The 15,546-nt window shown below is 72.1% G+C and carries 11 protein-coding genes and 2 pseudogenes; 9 read left to right on the top strand and 4 right to left on the bottom strand.

Going from position 1 to position 15,546, the window contains the following annotated elements:
* Window positions 1-132 precede the first annotated feature (132 nt).
* Window positions 133-1,704: a cellulase family glycosylhydrolase gene (locus tag ABEB13_RS28935; RefSeq protein ID WP_345707791.1), complete on the top strand. Its 1,572-nt coding sequence runs from the start codon at window positions 133-135 to the stop codon at window positions 1,702-1,704.
* A 25-nt stretch (window positions 1,705-1,729) separates the two neighbouring features.
* Here the strand turns inward: ABEB13_RS28935 and ABEB13_RS28930 are convergent.
* From ABEB13_RS28930 to ABEB13_RS28920, 3 genes and pseudogenes are all read right to left on the bottom strand, one after another.
* A pseudogene (locus tag ABEB13_RS28930) lies at window positions 1,730-2,467 on the bottom strand (amidohydrolase family protein); the annotation flags it as partial.
* Window positions 2,468-2,531: 64 nt separating this feature from the next.
* Entirely contained in the window at window positions 2,532-2,819 is a 288-nt protein-coding gene (locus ABEB13_RS28925; RefSeq protein WP_345710018.1) for a hypothetical protein, read from the bottom strand.
* Between the two features lie 2 nt (window positions 2,820-2,821).
* A complete protein-coding gene (locus ABEB13_RS28920; RefSeq protein WP_345707790.1) occupies window positions 2,822-4,147 on the bottom strand; it encodes a type I glutamate--ammonia ligase in 1,326 nt (441 codons plus the stop codon).
* 194 nt (window positions 4,148-4,341) lie between these two features.
* Here ABEB13_RS28920 and ABEB13_RS28915 point away from each other — a divergent pair, with 194 nt between their 5' ends.
* Both ABEB13_RS28915 and ABEB13_RS28910 read left to right on the top strand, forming a co-directional pair.
* Window positions 4,342-4,983, top strand: coding sequence for a TetR/AcrR family transcriptional regulator (locus ABEB13_RS28915; protein WP_345707789.1), 642 nt, complete (start codon window positions 4,342-4,344; stop codon window positions 4,981-4,983).
* Window positions 4,984-5,026: 43 nt separating this feature from the next.
* Entirely contained in the window at window positions 5,027-6,526 is a 1,500-nt protein-coding gene (locus ABEB13_RS28910) for an MFS transporter (protein WP_345707788.1), read from the top strand.
* A 66-nt stretch (window positions 6,527-6,592) separates the two neighbouring features.
* Here the strand turns inward: ABEB13_RS28910 and ABEB13_RS28905 are convergent, their stop codons facing one another.
* Entirely contained in the window at window positions 6,593-6,778 is a 186-nt protein-coding gene (locus tag ABEB13_RS28905) for a hypothetical protein (protein ID WP_345707787.1), read from the bottom strand.
* 461 nt (window positions 6,779-7,239) lie between these two features.
* On the opposite strand from ABEB13_RS28905, the gene ABEB13_RS28900 reads away from it, so the two are divergent.
* From ABEB13_RS28900 to ABEB13_RS28875, 6 genes and pseudogenes are all read left to right on the top strand, one after another.
* Complete coding sequence (locus ABEB13_RS28900; RefSeq protein ID WP_345707786.1) at window positions 7,240-9,015, top strand: 3-hydroxyacyl-CoA dehydrogenase family protein; 1,776 nt, start codon at window positions 7,240-7,242, stop codon at window positions 9,013-9,015.
* Window positions 9,016-9,313: 298 nt separating this feature from the next.
* Window positions 9,314-10,222 carry a TetR family transcriptional regulator gene (locus ABEB13_RS28895; RefSeq protein ID WP_345707785.1) on the top strand — a complete coding sequence of 303 codons (909 nt, stop codon included), beginning with the start codon at window positions 9,314-9,316 and terminating at the stop codon, window positions 10,220-10,222.
* Between the two features lie 370 nt (window positions 10,223-10,592).
* Window positions 10,593-11,930: a crotonyl-CoA carboxylase/reductase gene (gene ccrA, locus ABEB13_RS28890; RefSeq protein WP_345707784.1), complete on the top strand. Its 1,338-nt coding sequence runs from the start codon at window positions 10,593-10,595 to the stop codon at window positions 11,928-11,930.
* Window positions 11,930-13,962: pseudogene (locus ABEB13_RS28885) on the top strand (protein meaA). The gene ccrA and the pseudogene ABEB13_RS28885 overlap by 1 nt, the downstream one beginning before the upstream one ends.
* A gap of 22 nt (window positions 13,963-13,984) precedes the next feature.
* Window positions 13,985-14,944, top strand: a complete 960-nt coding sequence (locus tag ABEB13_RS28880; protein WP_100888079.1) for an HpcH/HpaI aldolase/citrate lyase family protein — start codon at window positions 13,985-13,987, stop codon at window positions 14,942-14,944.
* A 32-nt stretch (window positions 14,945-14,976) separates the two neighbouring features.
* Window positions 14,977-15,480: a MaoC family dehydratase gene (locus ABEB13_RS28875; RefSeq protein ID WP_345707783.1), complete on the top strand. Its 504-nt coding sequence runs from the start codon at window positions 14,977-14,979 to the stop codon at window positions 15,478-15,480.
* Window positions 15,481-15,546 lie beyond the last annotated feature (66 nt).

The raw sequence follows: 15,546 nt of genomic DNA, 5'->3' as shown, positions 1-15,546 counted from the left end.
AGGATGGGGACACGTCAGAGGCGTGTCAAGAGATTGCGCAGCAGGACGGCTTGGCAACTCCCTTGGCGCTGGCTATCTTTCTGGCGGGCCTGTGGGAGCGCGCCCACGCAGCACTCCTCTCAAGGAGCGGAAATGTCCCTCCGCACCACCGCCCTGGCACTGGGGTCCGCGCTCGTCGCGACCGCCGCCGCAGGGCTCACCCTGATCGGCCCCGGCACCGCCGCAGCCGCCACCACCGCCTGTACCGTCGACTATTCCGTCAACGACTGGGGCAGTGGCTTCACCGCCAATGTAAAGATCAACAATGTCGGTTCGGCCGCGCTGAACGGCTGGACGCTGACCTATGCCTACAGCGGCAACCAGACGCTGTCCGGCACCGGCTGGAACGGCACCTGGAGCCAGTCCGGGAAGAACGTCACCGTGGTCAACCCGGCCTGGGCGACCAGCATCCCGGCCGGTGGCAACACGACCGCGGGCGCCAACTTCTCGTACAGCGGCACCAACACCGCCCCGACCGCCTTCGCGGTCAACGGCGTTCCGTGCACCGGTGCGGGCGCCACCCCGACCGTCTCCGCGTCCCCCACCGCCTCGCCCTCGCCCAGCGCGTCCGCGTCGCCGACCGTCTCGGCCTCGCCCACCGCGTCCCCCTCGCCGTCGCCGTCCCCGTCGGGCTCGCCGACCACCGGCACCGGGGCCGCACCCGCGCTGCACGTGTCCGGCAACTCCCTGGCGGACGCGAACGGTTCGACGGTGACACTGCACGGCGTGAACCGGTCCGGCACCGAGTTCATGTGCGTCCAGGGCTACGGCTTCTTCGACGGGCCGGTGGACGCCACCTCCATCGCCGCGATCAAGAGCTGGCACGCCAACGCCGTCCGCGTCCCGCTGAACGAGGACTGCTGGCTCGGCCAGTCCAACGTCAACTCCGCGTACGCAGGCGCCAACTACCGCACGGCCATCAAGGGCTGGGTGGACGCCCTGCGCGGCGCCGGCATCACCCCGATCGTGGAGATGCACTGGAGCCGCGGCCAGTACACCGGCAACTCGTCCGGCTGCTCCGACGTCAACGCCACCTGCCAGAAGCCGATGCCGGGTGCCGACGCGGTGCCGTTCTGGCAGTCGGTCGCGAACACCTTCAAGGACACCGACCAGGTGGTGTTCGACCTGTTCAACGAGCCGTACGCGGACCGCTCCGAGTCCTCCGTCACCCAGGGCTGGCTCTGCTGGCGGGACGGCGGCAGCGCCTGCCCCGGCATCGCCTACCCGGTGAGCGGCATGCAGACGCTGGTGAACACCGTCCGGGCGACCGGCGCGCAGAACGTCATCCTGATCGGCGGCCTCGCCTACTCCAACGACCTGGGCCAGTGGCTGACCTACAAGCCGACCGACCCGACCGGCAACCTGGGGGCGGCCTGGCACGTGTACAACTTCAACACCTGCTCCACCGTGTCCTGCTGGAACTCCACGGTGGCCCCGGTGGCGGCCAAGGTGCCGGTGGTCGCCGGTGAGATCGGCGAGAACACCTGCAGCCACGGCTTCATCGACCAGGTGATGTCCTGGCTGGACTCGCAGCACCTGGGCTACCTCGGCTGGACGTGGAACACCTGGGACTGCAGCTCGGGCCCGTCGCTGATCAGCAACTTCGACGGCACGCCGACGTCCTTCGGCATCGGCCTGCGGGACCACTTCCGCGCGCTCGGCTGATCCCCGCGCCCGCCGGCCGGACGGGTCAGATCCCGTACAGCCGGCGGGCGTTGCCGGACGAGAGGAGTTCACCGATGCGCCGGGCGTCGGCCGCGCCGCATGCGCCGTCCGCCTGCCAGGAGGCCAGCAGACGGCCGAGCGCGTGCCGGAACTGCGCGGCCCCCACCAGGAACAGCTCCGGCAGCCCGTACGCGTCGGTGGAGAACAGGACCTTGCCGAAGGGGGCCAGTTCGAGCACCTCGCCGAGCACCGCGGCGGCCCGCGGTCCGGTGTACGACAGCGTCAGGCCGACATCCGCGTAGACGTGCGGGAAGGCCTGCGCCAGCCACGCCGCCTGCCGGTGGTACGGGTAGCCGTGCAGCAGCACCAGCGGCACCCCGGACGGCTCGACCGCGCGGACGAAGTCGACCAGCAGCGCCGGATCGGCCTCGGCGAGCCGCAGGTCGGGGTCGCCGAAGCCGGTGTGCAGCTGGATCGGCAGGCCCAGCCCCACCGCCGTCCAGAGCAGGTGGCGCAGCAGGACGGGGTGGGTCAGCCGGTCGGTGCCCGGCCCTCCGGCACCGGTGTCCCCGGCGGCGCGGACGACCTCGGCGCGGCTCGGCGGGCCGGGCGGGACGGCCAGCCCGGCCCGGTAGGCCAGCACGGACTTGACCGCCACCGCTCCGGCGCAGGCGGTCGCCAGCGCCTCGTCGACCGCCTCCGGCCAGGCGTGCGGCTCGGCGGTGACACCCCCGCGACGTGCTCCAGCCGGACGACGGTGTGCACCTCGGCGCCGGCCAGGGCGGCCAGCTCGACCGGTGGCAGCAGCGGGCGCCCGGCCGCACCGGTCAGCCCGGTGTCCACCAGCAGGTGGGCCAGGCCCGCCGCGGCGAGCAGCCGGCGGGTCGCCCCGGCGCCGCCGGCGGCCCGGCGGGCCGCCAGGTACGCGGCGGGCCCGGCCAGCGCGGGCAGGCCGAACACCGGGGGCACCAGCGGCGCACGGCCAGCCCGAGCGCACTGTCGAACGGCGAGGTGCCGGCCGCGGGCGGCCGGTCGGACTCGGTGATCAGCGCGCCGAACTCCGCCTCGTCGAGGTCGTCCGCAAGGACGCCGTGGCAGTGCTGGTCGACGAGCACGGTCAGTACCGCCAGCGGGTGGCCGCGACCACCGCCTCCTCGTCGAGCCCGGCGAACAGCTCCACTTCGGCCCGCCGCACGGCCAGCACCGCGGCGTACAGCTCGGGGCCGAGCGCGGCCCGCAGCACGGTCGACGCCTGGTAGGCGGAGACGGCCGCGGCGAGGCCGTGCGGCAGCCGTTCGGCGCCGGTGGCGGCGGCCGGGTCGCCCGCAACCTCCGGCGGCAGGCGCAGCCCGCTGTCGAGGCCGGCCAGGCCGGCGGCGAGCACCCCGCCGACCATGAGGTAGGGGTTGGCGGCGGCGTCGAAGCACTTGATCTCGGCGTTGGCCTGTTCCGGGGCGGAGCCGGTGATCAGCCGCAGGGCGGCCTCGCGGTTCTCCAGGCCCCAGCACTGGTAGGGGCCGGCCCAGCGGCCGGGGACGAGGCGCAGGTGGCTGGCGACGCCGGGTGCGCCGAGCACGAGCAGGGCGGGCAGTTCGGTGAGGATGCCGGCCAGGAAGGCCTCGGCCTGCGGGGTCATCCCGTACCGGCCCTGGCCGCCGCTGCCGAGGTTGCGGCCCTCGCGCCAGAGGCTGAGGTGGAGGTGGCCGCCGTTGCCGACCCGGCCGGCGGTGACCACGGGGGCGAAGGAGGCGCGCAGCCCGTGCCGGGCGGAGACCGCGCGGACGGTCTGCCGCACGAGCAGCGCGGTGTCGGCGGCCGCGACCGGACCGTCCGGCGCGAGGGAGACCTCGAACTGGCCCGGGGCGTACTCGGGGTGGATCTGGAGGACGGCCAGGCGCTGTTCGGCCAGCGCCCGCAGGACGTCACGCAGGTAGTCGGAGTGCGCGATCAGCCGGTCCATCCCGTACGCGGCGCCCTCGCCGGGTGCGTCCACCACCCACTCGACCTCGATGCCGGCCCGGATGCCGAGCCCGCGGGCCTCGATCGCCTCGGCGGCGCGGCGGGCGAAGGTGCGCTGGCAGCCGGGATGCGGGCTGCCGTCCTGCGTGCGGCGGTCGACGGGGGCCCAGGCCCAGCCGGGCTGGGCGGCGAGCGGCACCAGGGCGTCCAGGTCGGGGACGAGCCGCAGGTCGCCGGCCGGGCCGGTGCCGGGCGCCATGGAGTCGTCCACGAGGAAGGTGTCGAAGCAGGGTGCGGCGCCGATCCCGTGCCGGACGGCGTGCGGCAGCTGCGCGACGGGCACCGCCTTGACCCTGGTGACGCCGGCGTTGTCGACCCAGCCGAGGGCGACCGCGTCCACGCCGCGCCCGGCGAGTTCGGCGGCGGCCGTCTCGGCCTGCTCGGCCCGCTCTGCCGGTCCGCTGGTGCTCCGCGTGCTGCCCATGGCGCCATGCTGCCGCCGGGGCGGGCCGGGTCACGGGACCGCAGCGCGGCGGACCCCCGGGCGGGTGAATAGTCATCCGATCGAAGAATGTGACGCAGGTCACAGGAATATCCGAAATTTCCGGGGACGGACTCCCCGTTTAACCCTGTGTCCGCACAAACGGGGAACATGTCCCCGGTACCGAAGGGAGTCCGATGACCACCGTCAGCAGCAAGCCGGTCGGCGCTCGGCTCCGCGCGGACGCAAGCCGCAACCGGGCGCGCATCCTCACGGCCGCCCGGGAGGTCATCGTCGAGCTCGGCGCCGAAGCCCCGCTCGACGAGATCGCCCGCCGGGCGGGCGTCGGCAACGCGACTCTCTACCGTAACTTCTCCGACCGCCGCGAGCTGCTGCACCACGTGACCCTCTCGGTCATGACCCGGGTGCTGGAGCACGCGGAGGCCGAGCTGCTGGAGCCGGACGCCTTCGAAGGCCTCAGCCGGTTCACGCACGCCGCCGCGGAGGAGCGGATCGGCGCGCTGTGCCCGATGCTCTCCGACCACATCGACCACGACGACCCCGAGCTGGAGACCACCAGGCTGCGCCTGAAGGCCGTGACCTCCGAACTCATCGCCCGCGCCCACGCGAGCGGGCAGCTGCGAGCCGACATCGGCGTCGGCGACTACTTCCTCGGTGTCACCCAGCTCACCCGCCCCGTACCGGGCACCGGCTGCCTGGACCTCGAAGACTTCGTCCACCGCCTCCTGCAGGTCTTCCTGGACGGCCTGCGCGTCCCGACACTCTCCGTACTTCCCGGCCGCCCCGCGTCACTCGACGACCTCAAGCGCGCCGGCTGAACGACCCCCGACCACACGCAACGCACCGTAAGTGGGTACCCCCATGTCCGACACCGGCCTCCAGGCCGATCCGCGCCGCTGGAAGGCCCTCGCCTTCATCGGCCTGGCCCAGCTGATGGTCGTCCTCGACGCGACCGTCGTGAACATCGCCCTTCCGTCCGCCCAGCACGACCTGGGCATCTCCGACGGCAACCGCCAGTGGGTCATCACCGCCTACGCGCTGGCCTTCGGTGGCCTGCTGCTGTTCGGCGGCCGGATCGCCGACCTGTGGGGCCGCAAGCGGACCTTCACCATCGGCCTGGCCGGCTTCGCGCTGGCCTCGGCCCTCGGCGGCGCCGCGGCCAACACCGCGATGCTGCTCGGCGCCCGCGCCCTCCAGGGCGTCTTCGGCGCGCTGCTCGCGCCCGCCGCGCTCTCGCTGCTCGCGGTGATGTTCACCGAGGCCAAGGAGCGCGCCAAGGCGTTCGGCATCTACGGCGCGATCGCCGGCGGTGGCGGTGCCATCGGCCTGATCCTCGGCGGCCTGCTCACCGAGTACCTGAACTGGCGCTGGACCTTCTTCGTCAACATCCCGTTCGCCATCGTGGCGATCCTCGGTGCCGTCCTGGTGATCCGCGAGCCGGTCGGCTCCCGGAACCGCAACCGCCTCGACATCCCGGGCGTGCTGCTGGTCAGCACCGGCCTGGTCTCGCTGGTGTACGCCTTCACCCGCGCCGAGACCGACGGCTGGTCGGCCCCGCTCACCATCGGCCTGTTCGTCGCCGCCGCCGTGCTGCTCGCCGCGTTCGCCGTGGTCGAGAGCCGGGTCGCCGCGCCGCTGCTGCCGCTGCGCGTGGTCACCGAGCGCAACCGCGGCGGTGTCTACCTGTCGCTGGGCCTGGCCGTGATCGGCATGTTCGGCCTGTTCCTCTTCCTCACCTACTACCTGCAGGTCGTGCAGGGGTACTCGCCGGTCAAGAGCGGCCTGGCCTTCCTGCCGATGGTGGCGGGCATGATCACCGGCTCGACCCAGATCGGCGCCCGGCTGATGACCCGGGTCGCGCCGCGCTTGCTGATGGTGCCCGGCTTCCTGGTCGCCTCGATCGGCATGCTGATCCTGACCCAGATCGACGTCGGCAGCTCCTACCCGGCGCTGATCCTGCCCGGCCTGGTCCTGATGGGCCTCGGCATGGGTACGGCCTTCATGCCGGCGATGAGCATGGCCACGCACGGTGTCGAGCCGCGTGACGCGGGCGTCGCCTCCGCCATGGTCAACACCTCGCAGCAGGTCGGCGGCGCCATCGGCACCGCGCTGCTGAACACCATCGCGGCCAGCGCCACCACCGCGTACCTGACCTCGCACGCCAAGGACGGCGGCCCGCAGCAGCTGCTCCAGCTGCACGGCATGGTGCACGGATTCTCCGTCGCCATCTGGTGGTCGTTCGGCATCCTGGTGGTCGCCGCCGCGGTCGCCGGAGTCCTGATCAACACCGGCAAGCCGGATATGCACACCTCCTCCGACGGTGCCGCCAAGGAGGACGCGATCCCGGTCATGGCGCACTGACGCCGTACCGACCGCACCCACGAACGGCCCGCCGGGGATCCCCGGCGGGCCGTTCCGCGTCCGTGCTCAGCGCGCGTAGGCCTTGAGCTCCTCGGTGTCCGGCGTGACGTTCACCGGCTCGGGCAGCACCACGATCTCGCCGTGGTCGCCGTCGGGCACCGGCCTGACTCCGATCCTGCCGTCGATGAGTTCGAGCGTGATGTTCTCCCGGGCGGCGGTCATGGCGATGGCCTCGAAAGCCTCGTGTTCCATCTGGGGTCGATCCGTCGTCATGACGGCCATGGTCTCCTCCTCCGGGCGGCGCGGCCACGGTCCGACGCGCACGGCCTCCCGGTGTGTCGAAGCACTCTTCCTACCCGACGGTAACTCCGCTACAGTGGCCGCACGTACCGTCGCCGGGCCTCGGGAGCCGCACCGGCGTGGACGGCCCCGTGGTGTTCCACGGCAGGCCCGGGTGCGTGCTTCTCCGGCCCTTCGGGCCGTCCCACTTCACCTGTCCGGCGCAGCCCGCCTCACCTTCGGCGCGCCCCGGGCACCTCGGCACACCCGCAGCACGGCCGGAGCGGACCGGTCCGTGCCCGGCGGGGCCGGCCCCCGCGTTTCCGCACTCCCGTGCCGCCGAACCCTCCTCCGACGCACCCCGCCGTCGCTCGCTGTCGAGCGCCCGGCCGCGTCGGAGCGCGGCACGGGGCCCATGACAAGGAGTCAGGACAATGGAGCGTCCCTTCCCCACCGTCGCCGTGGTCGGCCTCGGCACCATGGGTGCCGGCGTCGCCGTGGCCGTCGCCGCCAGCGGCCGCCGGGTGATCGGCATCGAGGCCGACGCCGATGCCGCGGCCCGCGCCCTGGCGCGGATCGAGGAGTCCACCGAGCACGCGGTGCAGCGCGAGCGGCTGACCGCCGAGGAGCGCACCGCGCTGCTCGCCCTGATCTCCGTCGGGGACCGCCTGGACGCCGCGGCCGGCGCCGACCTGGTGATCGAGGAGGTGCCCGAGCAGCTGGAACTGAAGCGCGAGCTGTTCGCCGAGCTGGACCGGATCTGCCCGCCGGAGACGGTGCTGGCGACCGGCACGACCGCGCTCTCGGTGACCCGGATCGCCGCCGCCACCGCCCGCCCGGAGCGGGTGCTCGGCCTGCACTTCTTCAACCCGGTGCACACCATGAAGCTGGTCGAGGTGGTCCGCACCGTGCTGACCTCCCCGCAGGCCGCCGAGGACGCCGCCGCGTTCGCCCGCGACCTCGGCAAGGAGCCGGTGGCCGCCGGCGACCGGGCCGGCTTCATCGTGAACGGCCTGCTCTTCGCGTACCTCAACCAGGCCGCCGCGATGTTCGAGTCGCGGTACGCCACCCGCGAGGACATCGACGCCGCGATGCGGCTCGGCTGCGGCCTGCCGATGGGCCCGCTGGCCCTGCTCGACCTGATCGGCGTGGACACCGCCCGCACCGTGCTGGAGGCGATGTACGAGCAGTCCAGGGACCGGCTGCACGCGCCGGCCCCGATCCTCGGCCAGCTGGTGTCGGCGGGTCTGCTCGGCCGCAAGTCCGGCCGCGGCTTCTACACGTACGAGGCCCCGGGCTCCTCGCGGGTCGTCGCGGAGGAGAGCGCCGCCGGGGGCGGCGCGGTCGCCGGGCGGACCATCGCGAGCATCGCCGTCTGCGGCTCGGGCACCATGGCCACCGGCATCGCCGAGGTCTTCGCCAAGGCCGGGCTGCCGGTGCTGCTCGCCGCCCGCAGCCAGGACAAGGCCGACCGGGCCAAGGACCAGCTGGCACGGTCGCTGGAGCGCTCGGTCTCGCGCGGCCGGCTGACCGCCGGGCAGCGCGACGCGGCGCTGGCCCTGGTCACCCCGACCGGGCGGTACGCCGACCTGGCCGAGGTGGACCTGGTGGTCGAGGCGGTCGCCGAGGACCTGGCGGTCAAGCGGGACCTCTTCGCCACCCTGGACAAGATCGTCAAGCCCGGTGCGGTGCTCGCAACCACCACCTCCAGCCTGCCGGTGATCAGCTGCGCGACCGCGACCGCCCGGCCGCAGGACGTGATCGGGATGCACTTCTTCAACCCGGCGCCGGCCATGAAGCTGGTCGAGGTGGTCTCCACGGTGCTGACCGCCCCCGACGTCACCGCCACCGTGCTGGAGCTGTGCGCGAAGGTGAAGAAGCACGCCGTGGAGTGCGGCGACCGGGCCGGCTTCATCGTCAACGCCCTGCTCTTCCCGTACCTGAACGACGCCGTGCGGATGCTCCAGGAGCACTACGCGACGGTGGACGACATCGACACCGCGATGAAGCTCGGCTGCGGCTACCCGATGGGTCCGTTCGAGCTGCTGGACGTGGTCGGCCTGGACGTGTCGCTGACCATCGAGCAGGTGCTGCACCAGGAGTTCCGCGAGCCCGGCCTGGCCGCCGCCCCGCTGCTGGAGCACTTGGTCGCCGCGGGCTGCCTGGGCCGCAAGACCGGCCGCGGCTTCCGCGACCACGCGCGGCGCTGACCGCCGTGCCGGGGCCCGCCCCACCGGGCCCCCGGCACGCCCCGCCCACCACGGGCACGATCGGCCACCCACGGACACGTGGTGTCACCGGCGCGTGGCATCGCGGCAAGGAGTCGCAATGAGCACCGAGCCAGCGGGCAGACTGCCGCGGAGCACCGTCGCACCGGCCGGACGGCCGGGCTGGAACCAGGGCCCGGCCGCACCGCGGTGGCCGCGGCCGGCCGAGCCCGCTCCGGTGGCGCCGGTACGCCGGACGAGGCCCGCCGGGGCGGCACCCGGGGCGTGTAGCGTTCCGGGCATGGATCGGGAACAGTCATCCGCGCAGCAGCAGCCGTCCCGGGAGCCGGTCGACGGCGGCAGGCCGGCCGAGACCGGCGGGGGCGGGCGGCGCGCCGCCGCGCAGCGGCGGCAGATGCGCCAGGAGCTGGCGTCGGCCGCCATGGACCTGTTCGCCAACCAGGGCTACGAGGAGACGACGGTCGATCAGATCGCCGCCGAGGCCGGCGTGGCGCGGCGGACGTTCTTCCGCTACTTCCGGTCCAAGGAGGAGGCGATCTTCCCGGACCACGACGACACCCTGATCCGGGTGGCCGACCTTCTGGCCAGCGCGGAGGCCGAGGAGCACCCGCTGGACGTGGTCTGCCGCGGCATCAAGGAGGTGCTGCGGATGTACGCCTCCACGCCGGGCGTCTCGGTGGCGCGCTACCAGCTGATCCGGCAGGTCCCGGCGCTGCGCGAGCGCGAGATCGCGGTGGTGGCCCGGTACGAGCGGCTGTTCACCCGCTACCTGCTGGGCCGGTTCGACGCCGTGGAGCAGAACCCGCCCGGGTGGCAGTTCGGCGGGGACGACGACTCGATGCTCGCCGAGGTCTCGGCGGCCGCGGTGGTGGCCGCCCACAACCACGTGCTGCGGCGCTGGCTGCGGGCCGGCGGGCACGGTGACGTCGAGGCGCAGCTCGACCACTCCTTCGAGGTCATCCGGAACACCTTCTGGGCGACCCCGCCGAGCGGTGTGCGACGCCGCGGCACGCTCGTGGCACCCGGTGCCACCGGTGACACCGGGTCGGCCCTGGAGGCCGCTGCGGTGAGCGCACTGAGTGCCAGCCCCGGGGGTGAGGTGCTCATCACAGTGGCCCGCACGGACGCCCCGCTGGAGCTGGTGGTGGATTCGATCCGCGCCGCCCTCGGTGCCGCGGCGACCCCCTGAGGCGCTTGTTTTCACAGGTCAGAGGCGATCTTGAGGCCCGTCCCGGAATTCCGGGGCGGGCCTCTTCACATCCCGAACGCGGGCCGGTCGAACAGCGATCCACGTCACTCGAACTGATGACACCCGGTGTCTTTACGAGTGGCACAGGGTGCCACTACCTTGTTACCCATCGGTCGCGGCGCCGCGGCTCCCCACCTCGGCGCGCCGTGTCCGGCGTCCCCTCACCGTGGGGGCGGCACTCGCAGTACACCTCGGCGACACATCCCGTCGCACCGCATTCCCACCCACAGACCCTCAGCGAAGCCGGTGTCCGCTCCCGGCTCCCCCAGACGCCCTGTGCCCTCACACAGGTACGCCTTCGGAGGCAGCCATGAACGCAATCCTCGACGCGATCCTCAGCTCCGACAGCACCTCGGCGGACTTCGCCGCGCTCAAGCTGCCCGAGTCCTACCGGGCGGTGACGCTCCACAAGGACGAGGAGCAGATGTTCGCCGGCCTCGCCAGCCGCGACAAGGACCCTCGCAAGTCCCTGCACCTGGACGAGGTCGCGCTCCCCGAGCTCGGCCCGGGCGAGGCCCTGGTCGCCGTCATGGCGAGCTCCGTCAACTACAACACCGTGTGGAGCTCGATCTTCGAGCCGGTCTCCACCTTCGGCTTCCTGGAGCGCTACGGCCGCCTGTCGCCGCTGACCAAGCGCCACGACCTGCCGTACCACATCCTCGGCTCGGACCTCGCGGGCGTCGTCCTGCGCACCGGCGCCGGCGTCAACGCCTGGAAGCCCGGCGACGAGGTCGTCGCGCACTGCCTCTCGGTCGAGCTGGAGTCCCCGGACGGCCACAACGACACGATGATGGACCCGGAGCAGCGCATCTGGGGCTTCGAGACCAACTTCGGCGGCCTGGCCGAGATCGCCCTGGTGAAGACCAACCAGCTGCTGCCCAAGCCGAAGCACCTCACCTGGGAGGAGGCCGCCTCCCCGGGCCTGGTCAACTCCACCGCCTACCGCCAGCTGGTCTCCCGCAACGGCGCCGGCATGAAGCAGGGCGACAACGTGCTGATCTGGGGCGCCAGCGGCGGCCTCGGCTCGTACGCCACCCAGTACGCGCTGGCCGGCGGCGCCACGCCGATCTGCGTGGTCTCCAGCGAGTCCAAGGCCGAGATCTGCCGCGCCATGGGCGCCGAGGCGATCATCGACCGCAGCGCCGAGGGCTACAAGTTCTGGAAGGACGAGAACACCCAGGACCCGCGCGAGTGGAAGCGCCTGGGCGCCAAGATCCGCGAGTTCACCGGCGGCGAGGACGTGGACATCGTCTTCGAGCACCCCGGCCGCGAGACCTTCGGCGCCTCGGTCTACGTCACCCGCAAGGGCGGCACCATCGTCACCTGCGCCTCGACCTCCGGCTTCATGCACCAGTACGACAACCGGTACCTCTGGATGTCGCTGAAGCGCATCGTCGGTTCGCACTTCGCCAACTACCGCGAGGCCTTCGAGGCCAACCGCCTGGTCGCCAAGGGCAAGATCCACCCGACCGTCTCCAAGGTCTACTCCCTGGAGGAGACCGGCCAGGCCGCCCTGGACGTGCACCACAACCGCCACCAGGGCAAGGTCGGCGTCCTCTGCCTGGCGCCCGAGGAGGGCATGGGCGTGCGCGACCACGAGCTGCGGGCCAGGCACCTGCCGGCGATCAACCGCTTCCGGGACATCTGATGGCAGAACGTGAAGGTGTCCGGCGCGACCGTCCGTGGCTGATGCGGACCTACGCGGGGCACTCCACCGCGAGCGACTCCAACGCGCTCTACCGGCGGAACCTCGCGAAGGGCCAGACGGGCCTCTCGGTGGCGTTCGACCTGCCCACCCAGACCGGCTACGACTCCGACCACGTCCTCGCCCGCGGCGAGGTCGGCCGGGTCGGCGTGCCGGTGGGCCACGTCGGCGACATGCGCACCCTGTTCGACGGCATCCCGCTGGAACAGACCAACACCTCCATGACGATCAACGCCACCGCGATGTGGCTGCTGGCGCTCTACCAGGTGGTCGCCGAGGAGCAGGGCGCCGACATCGCCAAGCTCACCGGCACCACCCAGAACGACATCGTCAAGGAGTACCTCTCCCGCGGCACGCACGTCTTCCCGCCGGGGCCGTCCGTCCGGCTGATCACCGACATGATCGCCTACACGGTCGCGAACATCCCCAAGTGGAACCCGATCAACATCTGCAGCTACCACCTGCAGGAGGCCGGGGCCACCCCGTCCAGGAGATCGCGTACGCGATGTGCACCGCGATCGCCGTCCTCGACGCCGTCCGCGACTCCGGCCAGGTGCCGGCGGAGCGGATGGGCGAGGTCGTCGGCCGGATCTCCTTCTTCGTGAACGCCGGCGTGCGCTTCGTCGAGGAGATGTGCAAGATGCGGGCCTTCTCCCGGCTCTGGGAGCAGGTCACCCGCGAGCGCTACGGCATCGAGGACGCCAAGCAGCGCCGGTTCCGCTACGGCGTCCAGGTCAACTCGCTCGGCCTGACCGAGGCCCAGCCGGAGAACAACGTCCAGCGCATCGTGCTGGAGATGCTCGCGGTCACCCTCTCCAAGGACGCCCGCGCCCGCGCCGTCCAGCTGCCCGCCTGGAACGAGGCCCTCGGCCTGCCCCGTCCGTGGGACCAGCAGTGGTCGCTGCGGATCCAGCAGGTGCTGGCCTACGAGTCGGACCTGCTGGAGTACGGCGACATCTTCAACGGCTCCGAGGTGATCGAGGCCAAGACCGCCGAGCTGCTCGCCGGCGCGCAGGCCGAGATCGCCAAGGTGCTGGAGATGGGCGGCGTCATCCCCGCCGTCGAGTCCGGCTACCTCAAGTCCAACCTGGTCTCCTCGCACGCGGCCCGCCGGGCCCGGATCGAGGCCGGCGAGGACAAGATCGTCGGGGTCAACTGCTTCGACACCACCGAGGAGAACCCGCTCACGGCCGACCTCGACGCCGCGATCATGGTGGTCGACCCGGCCTCCGAGCGGTCCGTGCTGGCCGGCCTGGGGCAGTGGCACGCCGAGCGCGACGAGGCCGCCGCACAGCGCGCCCTGGAGCAGCTCAAGGCCACGGCGGTGACGACCGACAACCTGATGCCGGCCACCCTCGCCTGCGCCCGCGCCGGGGTCACCACCGGCGAGTGGTCGTTCGCCCTGCGCGAGGTCTTCGGCGAGTACCGCGCCCCCACCGGCGTGGGCGGCGCCCCGGTCGCCGTGCCGGCCGAGCCCGGCGGCGAGCTGGCCGCCGTCCGCGAGGCCGTCGCCGCGACCGCCGCCGAACTCGGCGCGGGCAAGCTGCGCCTGCTGGTCGGCAAGCCCGGCCTGGACGGCCACTCCAACGGCGCCGAGCAGATCGCGGTCCGCGCCCGCGACGCCGGCTTCGAGGTGGTCTACCAGGGCATCCGGCTCACCCCCGAGCAGATCGTCTCGGCGGCCGTCGCCGAGGACGTCCACTGCGTGGGCCTGTCGATCCTCTCCGGTGCCCACCCCGAGCTGGTGCCGGACGTCCTCCAGCGGCTGCACCGCGCCGGGGTGGAGGATGTGCCCGTGATCGTCGGTGGCATCATCCCCGCTGCGGACGCCGAGGCCCTCAAGGCCGCCGGTGTCGCCGCGGTCTTCACCCCGAAGGACTTCGGCATCACCACCATCATCGGCCGGATCGTGGACGAGATCCGGCTGGCCAACAGGCTCCAGCCGTGGGCCGCGACCACCCACGCGACCAGCTGACCCGGAAGGACGAACCACCCCCATGACCGTCAACCGCCTGCGGCCCCGCCGTTCCTGCCTCGCCGTACCAGGCAGCAACCCGCGCTTCCTGGAGAAGGCCCAGGGCCTGCCCGCCGACCAGGTCTTCCTCGACCTGGAGGACGCCTGCGCCCCGCTGGTCAAGGAGAGCGCCCGGCACAACATCGTCGACGCCCTCAACAACGGCGACTGGGGCAAGAAGACCAAGGTCGTCCGGGTCAACGACTGGACGACGCACTGGACGTACCGGGACGTCATCACCGTCGTCGAGGGCGCCGGCCCCAACCTCGACTGCATCATGCTGCCGAAGGTCCAGGACGCCGAGCAGGTGAAGGCCCTCGACCTGCTGCTCACCCAGATCGAGAAGACCATGGGCTTCGAGGTCGGCAAGATCGGCATCGAGGCGCAGATCGAGAACGCCAAGGGCCTGATCAACGTCGACGCGATCGCCACCGCCTCGCCGCGGCTGGAGACAATCATCTTCGGCCCGGCCGACTTCATGGCCTCCATCAACATGAAGTCACTGGTCGTCGGCGAGCAGCCGCCCGGCTACGACGCGGACGCCTACCACTACATCCTGATGCGCATCCTGATGGCCGCCCGCGCCAACGACCTGCAGGCCATCGACGGCCCCTACCTGCAGATCCGCAACGCCGACGGCTACAAGGCGGTCGCCCGCCGCGCCGCCGCCCTCGGCTTCGACGGCAAGTGGGTCCTCCACCCGGACCAGGTCGCCGCCGCGAACGAGATCTTCTCGCCCTCCCAGGAGGACTACGACCACGCCGAGCTGATCCTCGACGCCTACGACTGGTGCACCTCCGAGGCCGGCGGCGCCAAGGGCTCCGCAATGCTCGGCGACGAGATGATCGACGAGGCCAGCCGCAAGATGGCCCTCGTCATCTCCGGCAAGGGCCGCGCCGCAGGCATGGAGCGCACCTCCAAGTTCGAGCCCCCGCAGAGCTGACCCGACCCCTCACCGCTTCTAAGGACATCCCCATGCAGTTCGGACGCACCTACGAAGAGTTCGAGGTCGGCGCGGTCTACAAGCACTGGCCCGGCAAGACGGTCACCGAGTACGACGACCACCTCTTCTGCCTGCTCACCATGAACCACCACCCCCTCCACATGGACACCAACTATGCGGAGAACACGACCGACTTCGGCAAGAACGTCGTCGTGGGCAACTACATCTACTCCCTGCTCCTCGGCATGTCCGTGCCGGACGTCTCCGGCAAGGCCATCGCCAACCTGGAGATCGAGTCGCTGCGCCACGTCGCCCCGACCTTCCACGGCGACACGATCTACGGCGAGACGACCGTCCTCGACAAGTGGCCGTCCAAGTCCAAGGACGACCGCGGCATCGTCCACGTCGAGACCAAGGGCTACAAGCAGGACGGCACGGTCGTCTGCATCTTCCGCCGCAAGGTGATGGTGCCGACCGAGACGTACATCAAGGAGCGCGGCGGCGAACAGCCCGGCCGCCCGACGCCCCTCACCTGAGCCCCGGCTGGGCAGGCCGCCGTCATCGGCCGCGCCCACTCCGGAGCGGGGACCCGGCTGCCGCAG

It is taken from the genome of Kitasatospora paranensis (assembly GCF_039544005.1).
Classification (GTDB): Bacteria; Actinomycetota; Actinomycetes; order Streptomycetales; family Streptomycetaceae; genus Kitasatospora; species Kitasatospora paranensis.
Note: the sequence above shows the minus strand (reverse complement) of the source record. Positions and strands in the feature narration are given on the sequence as shown.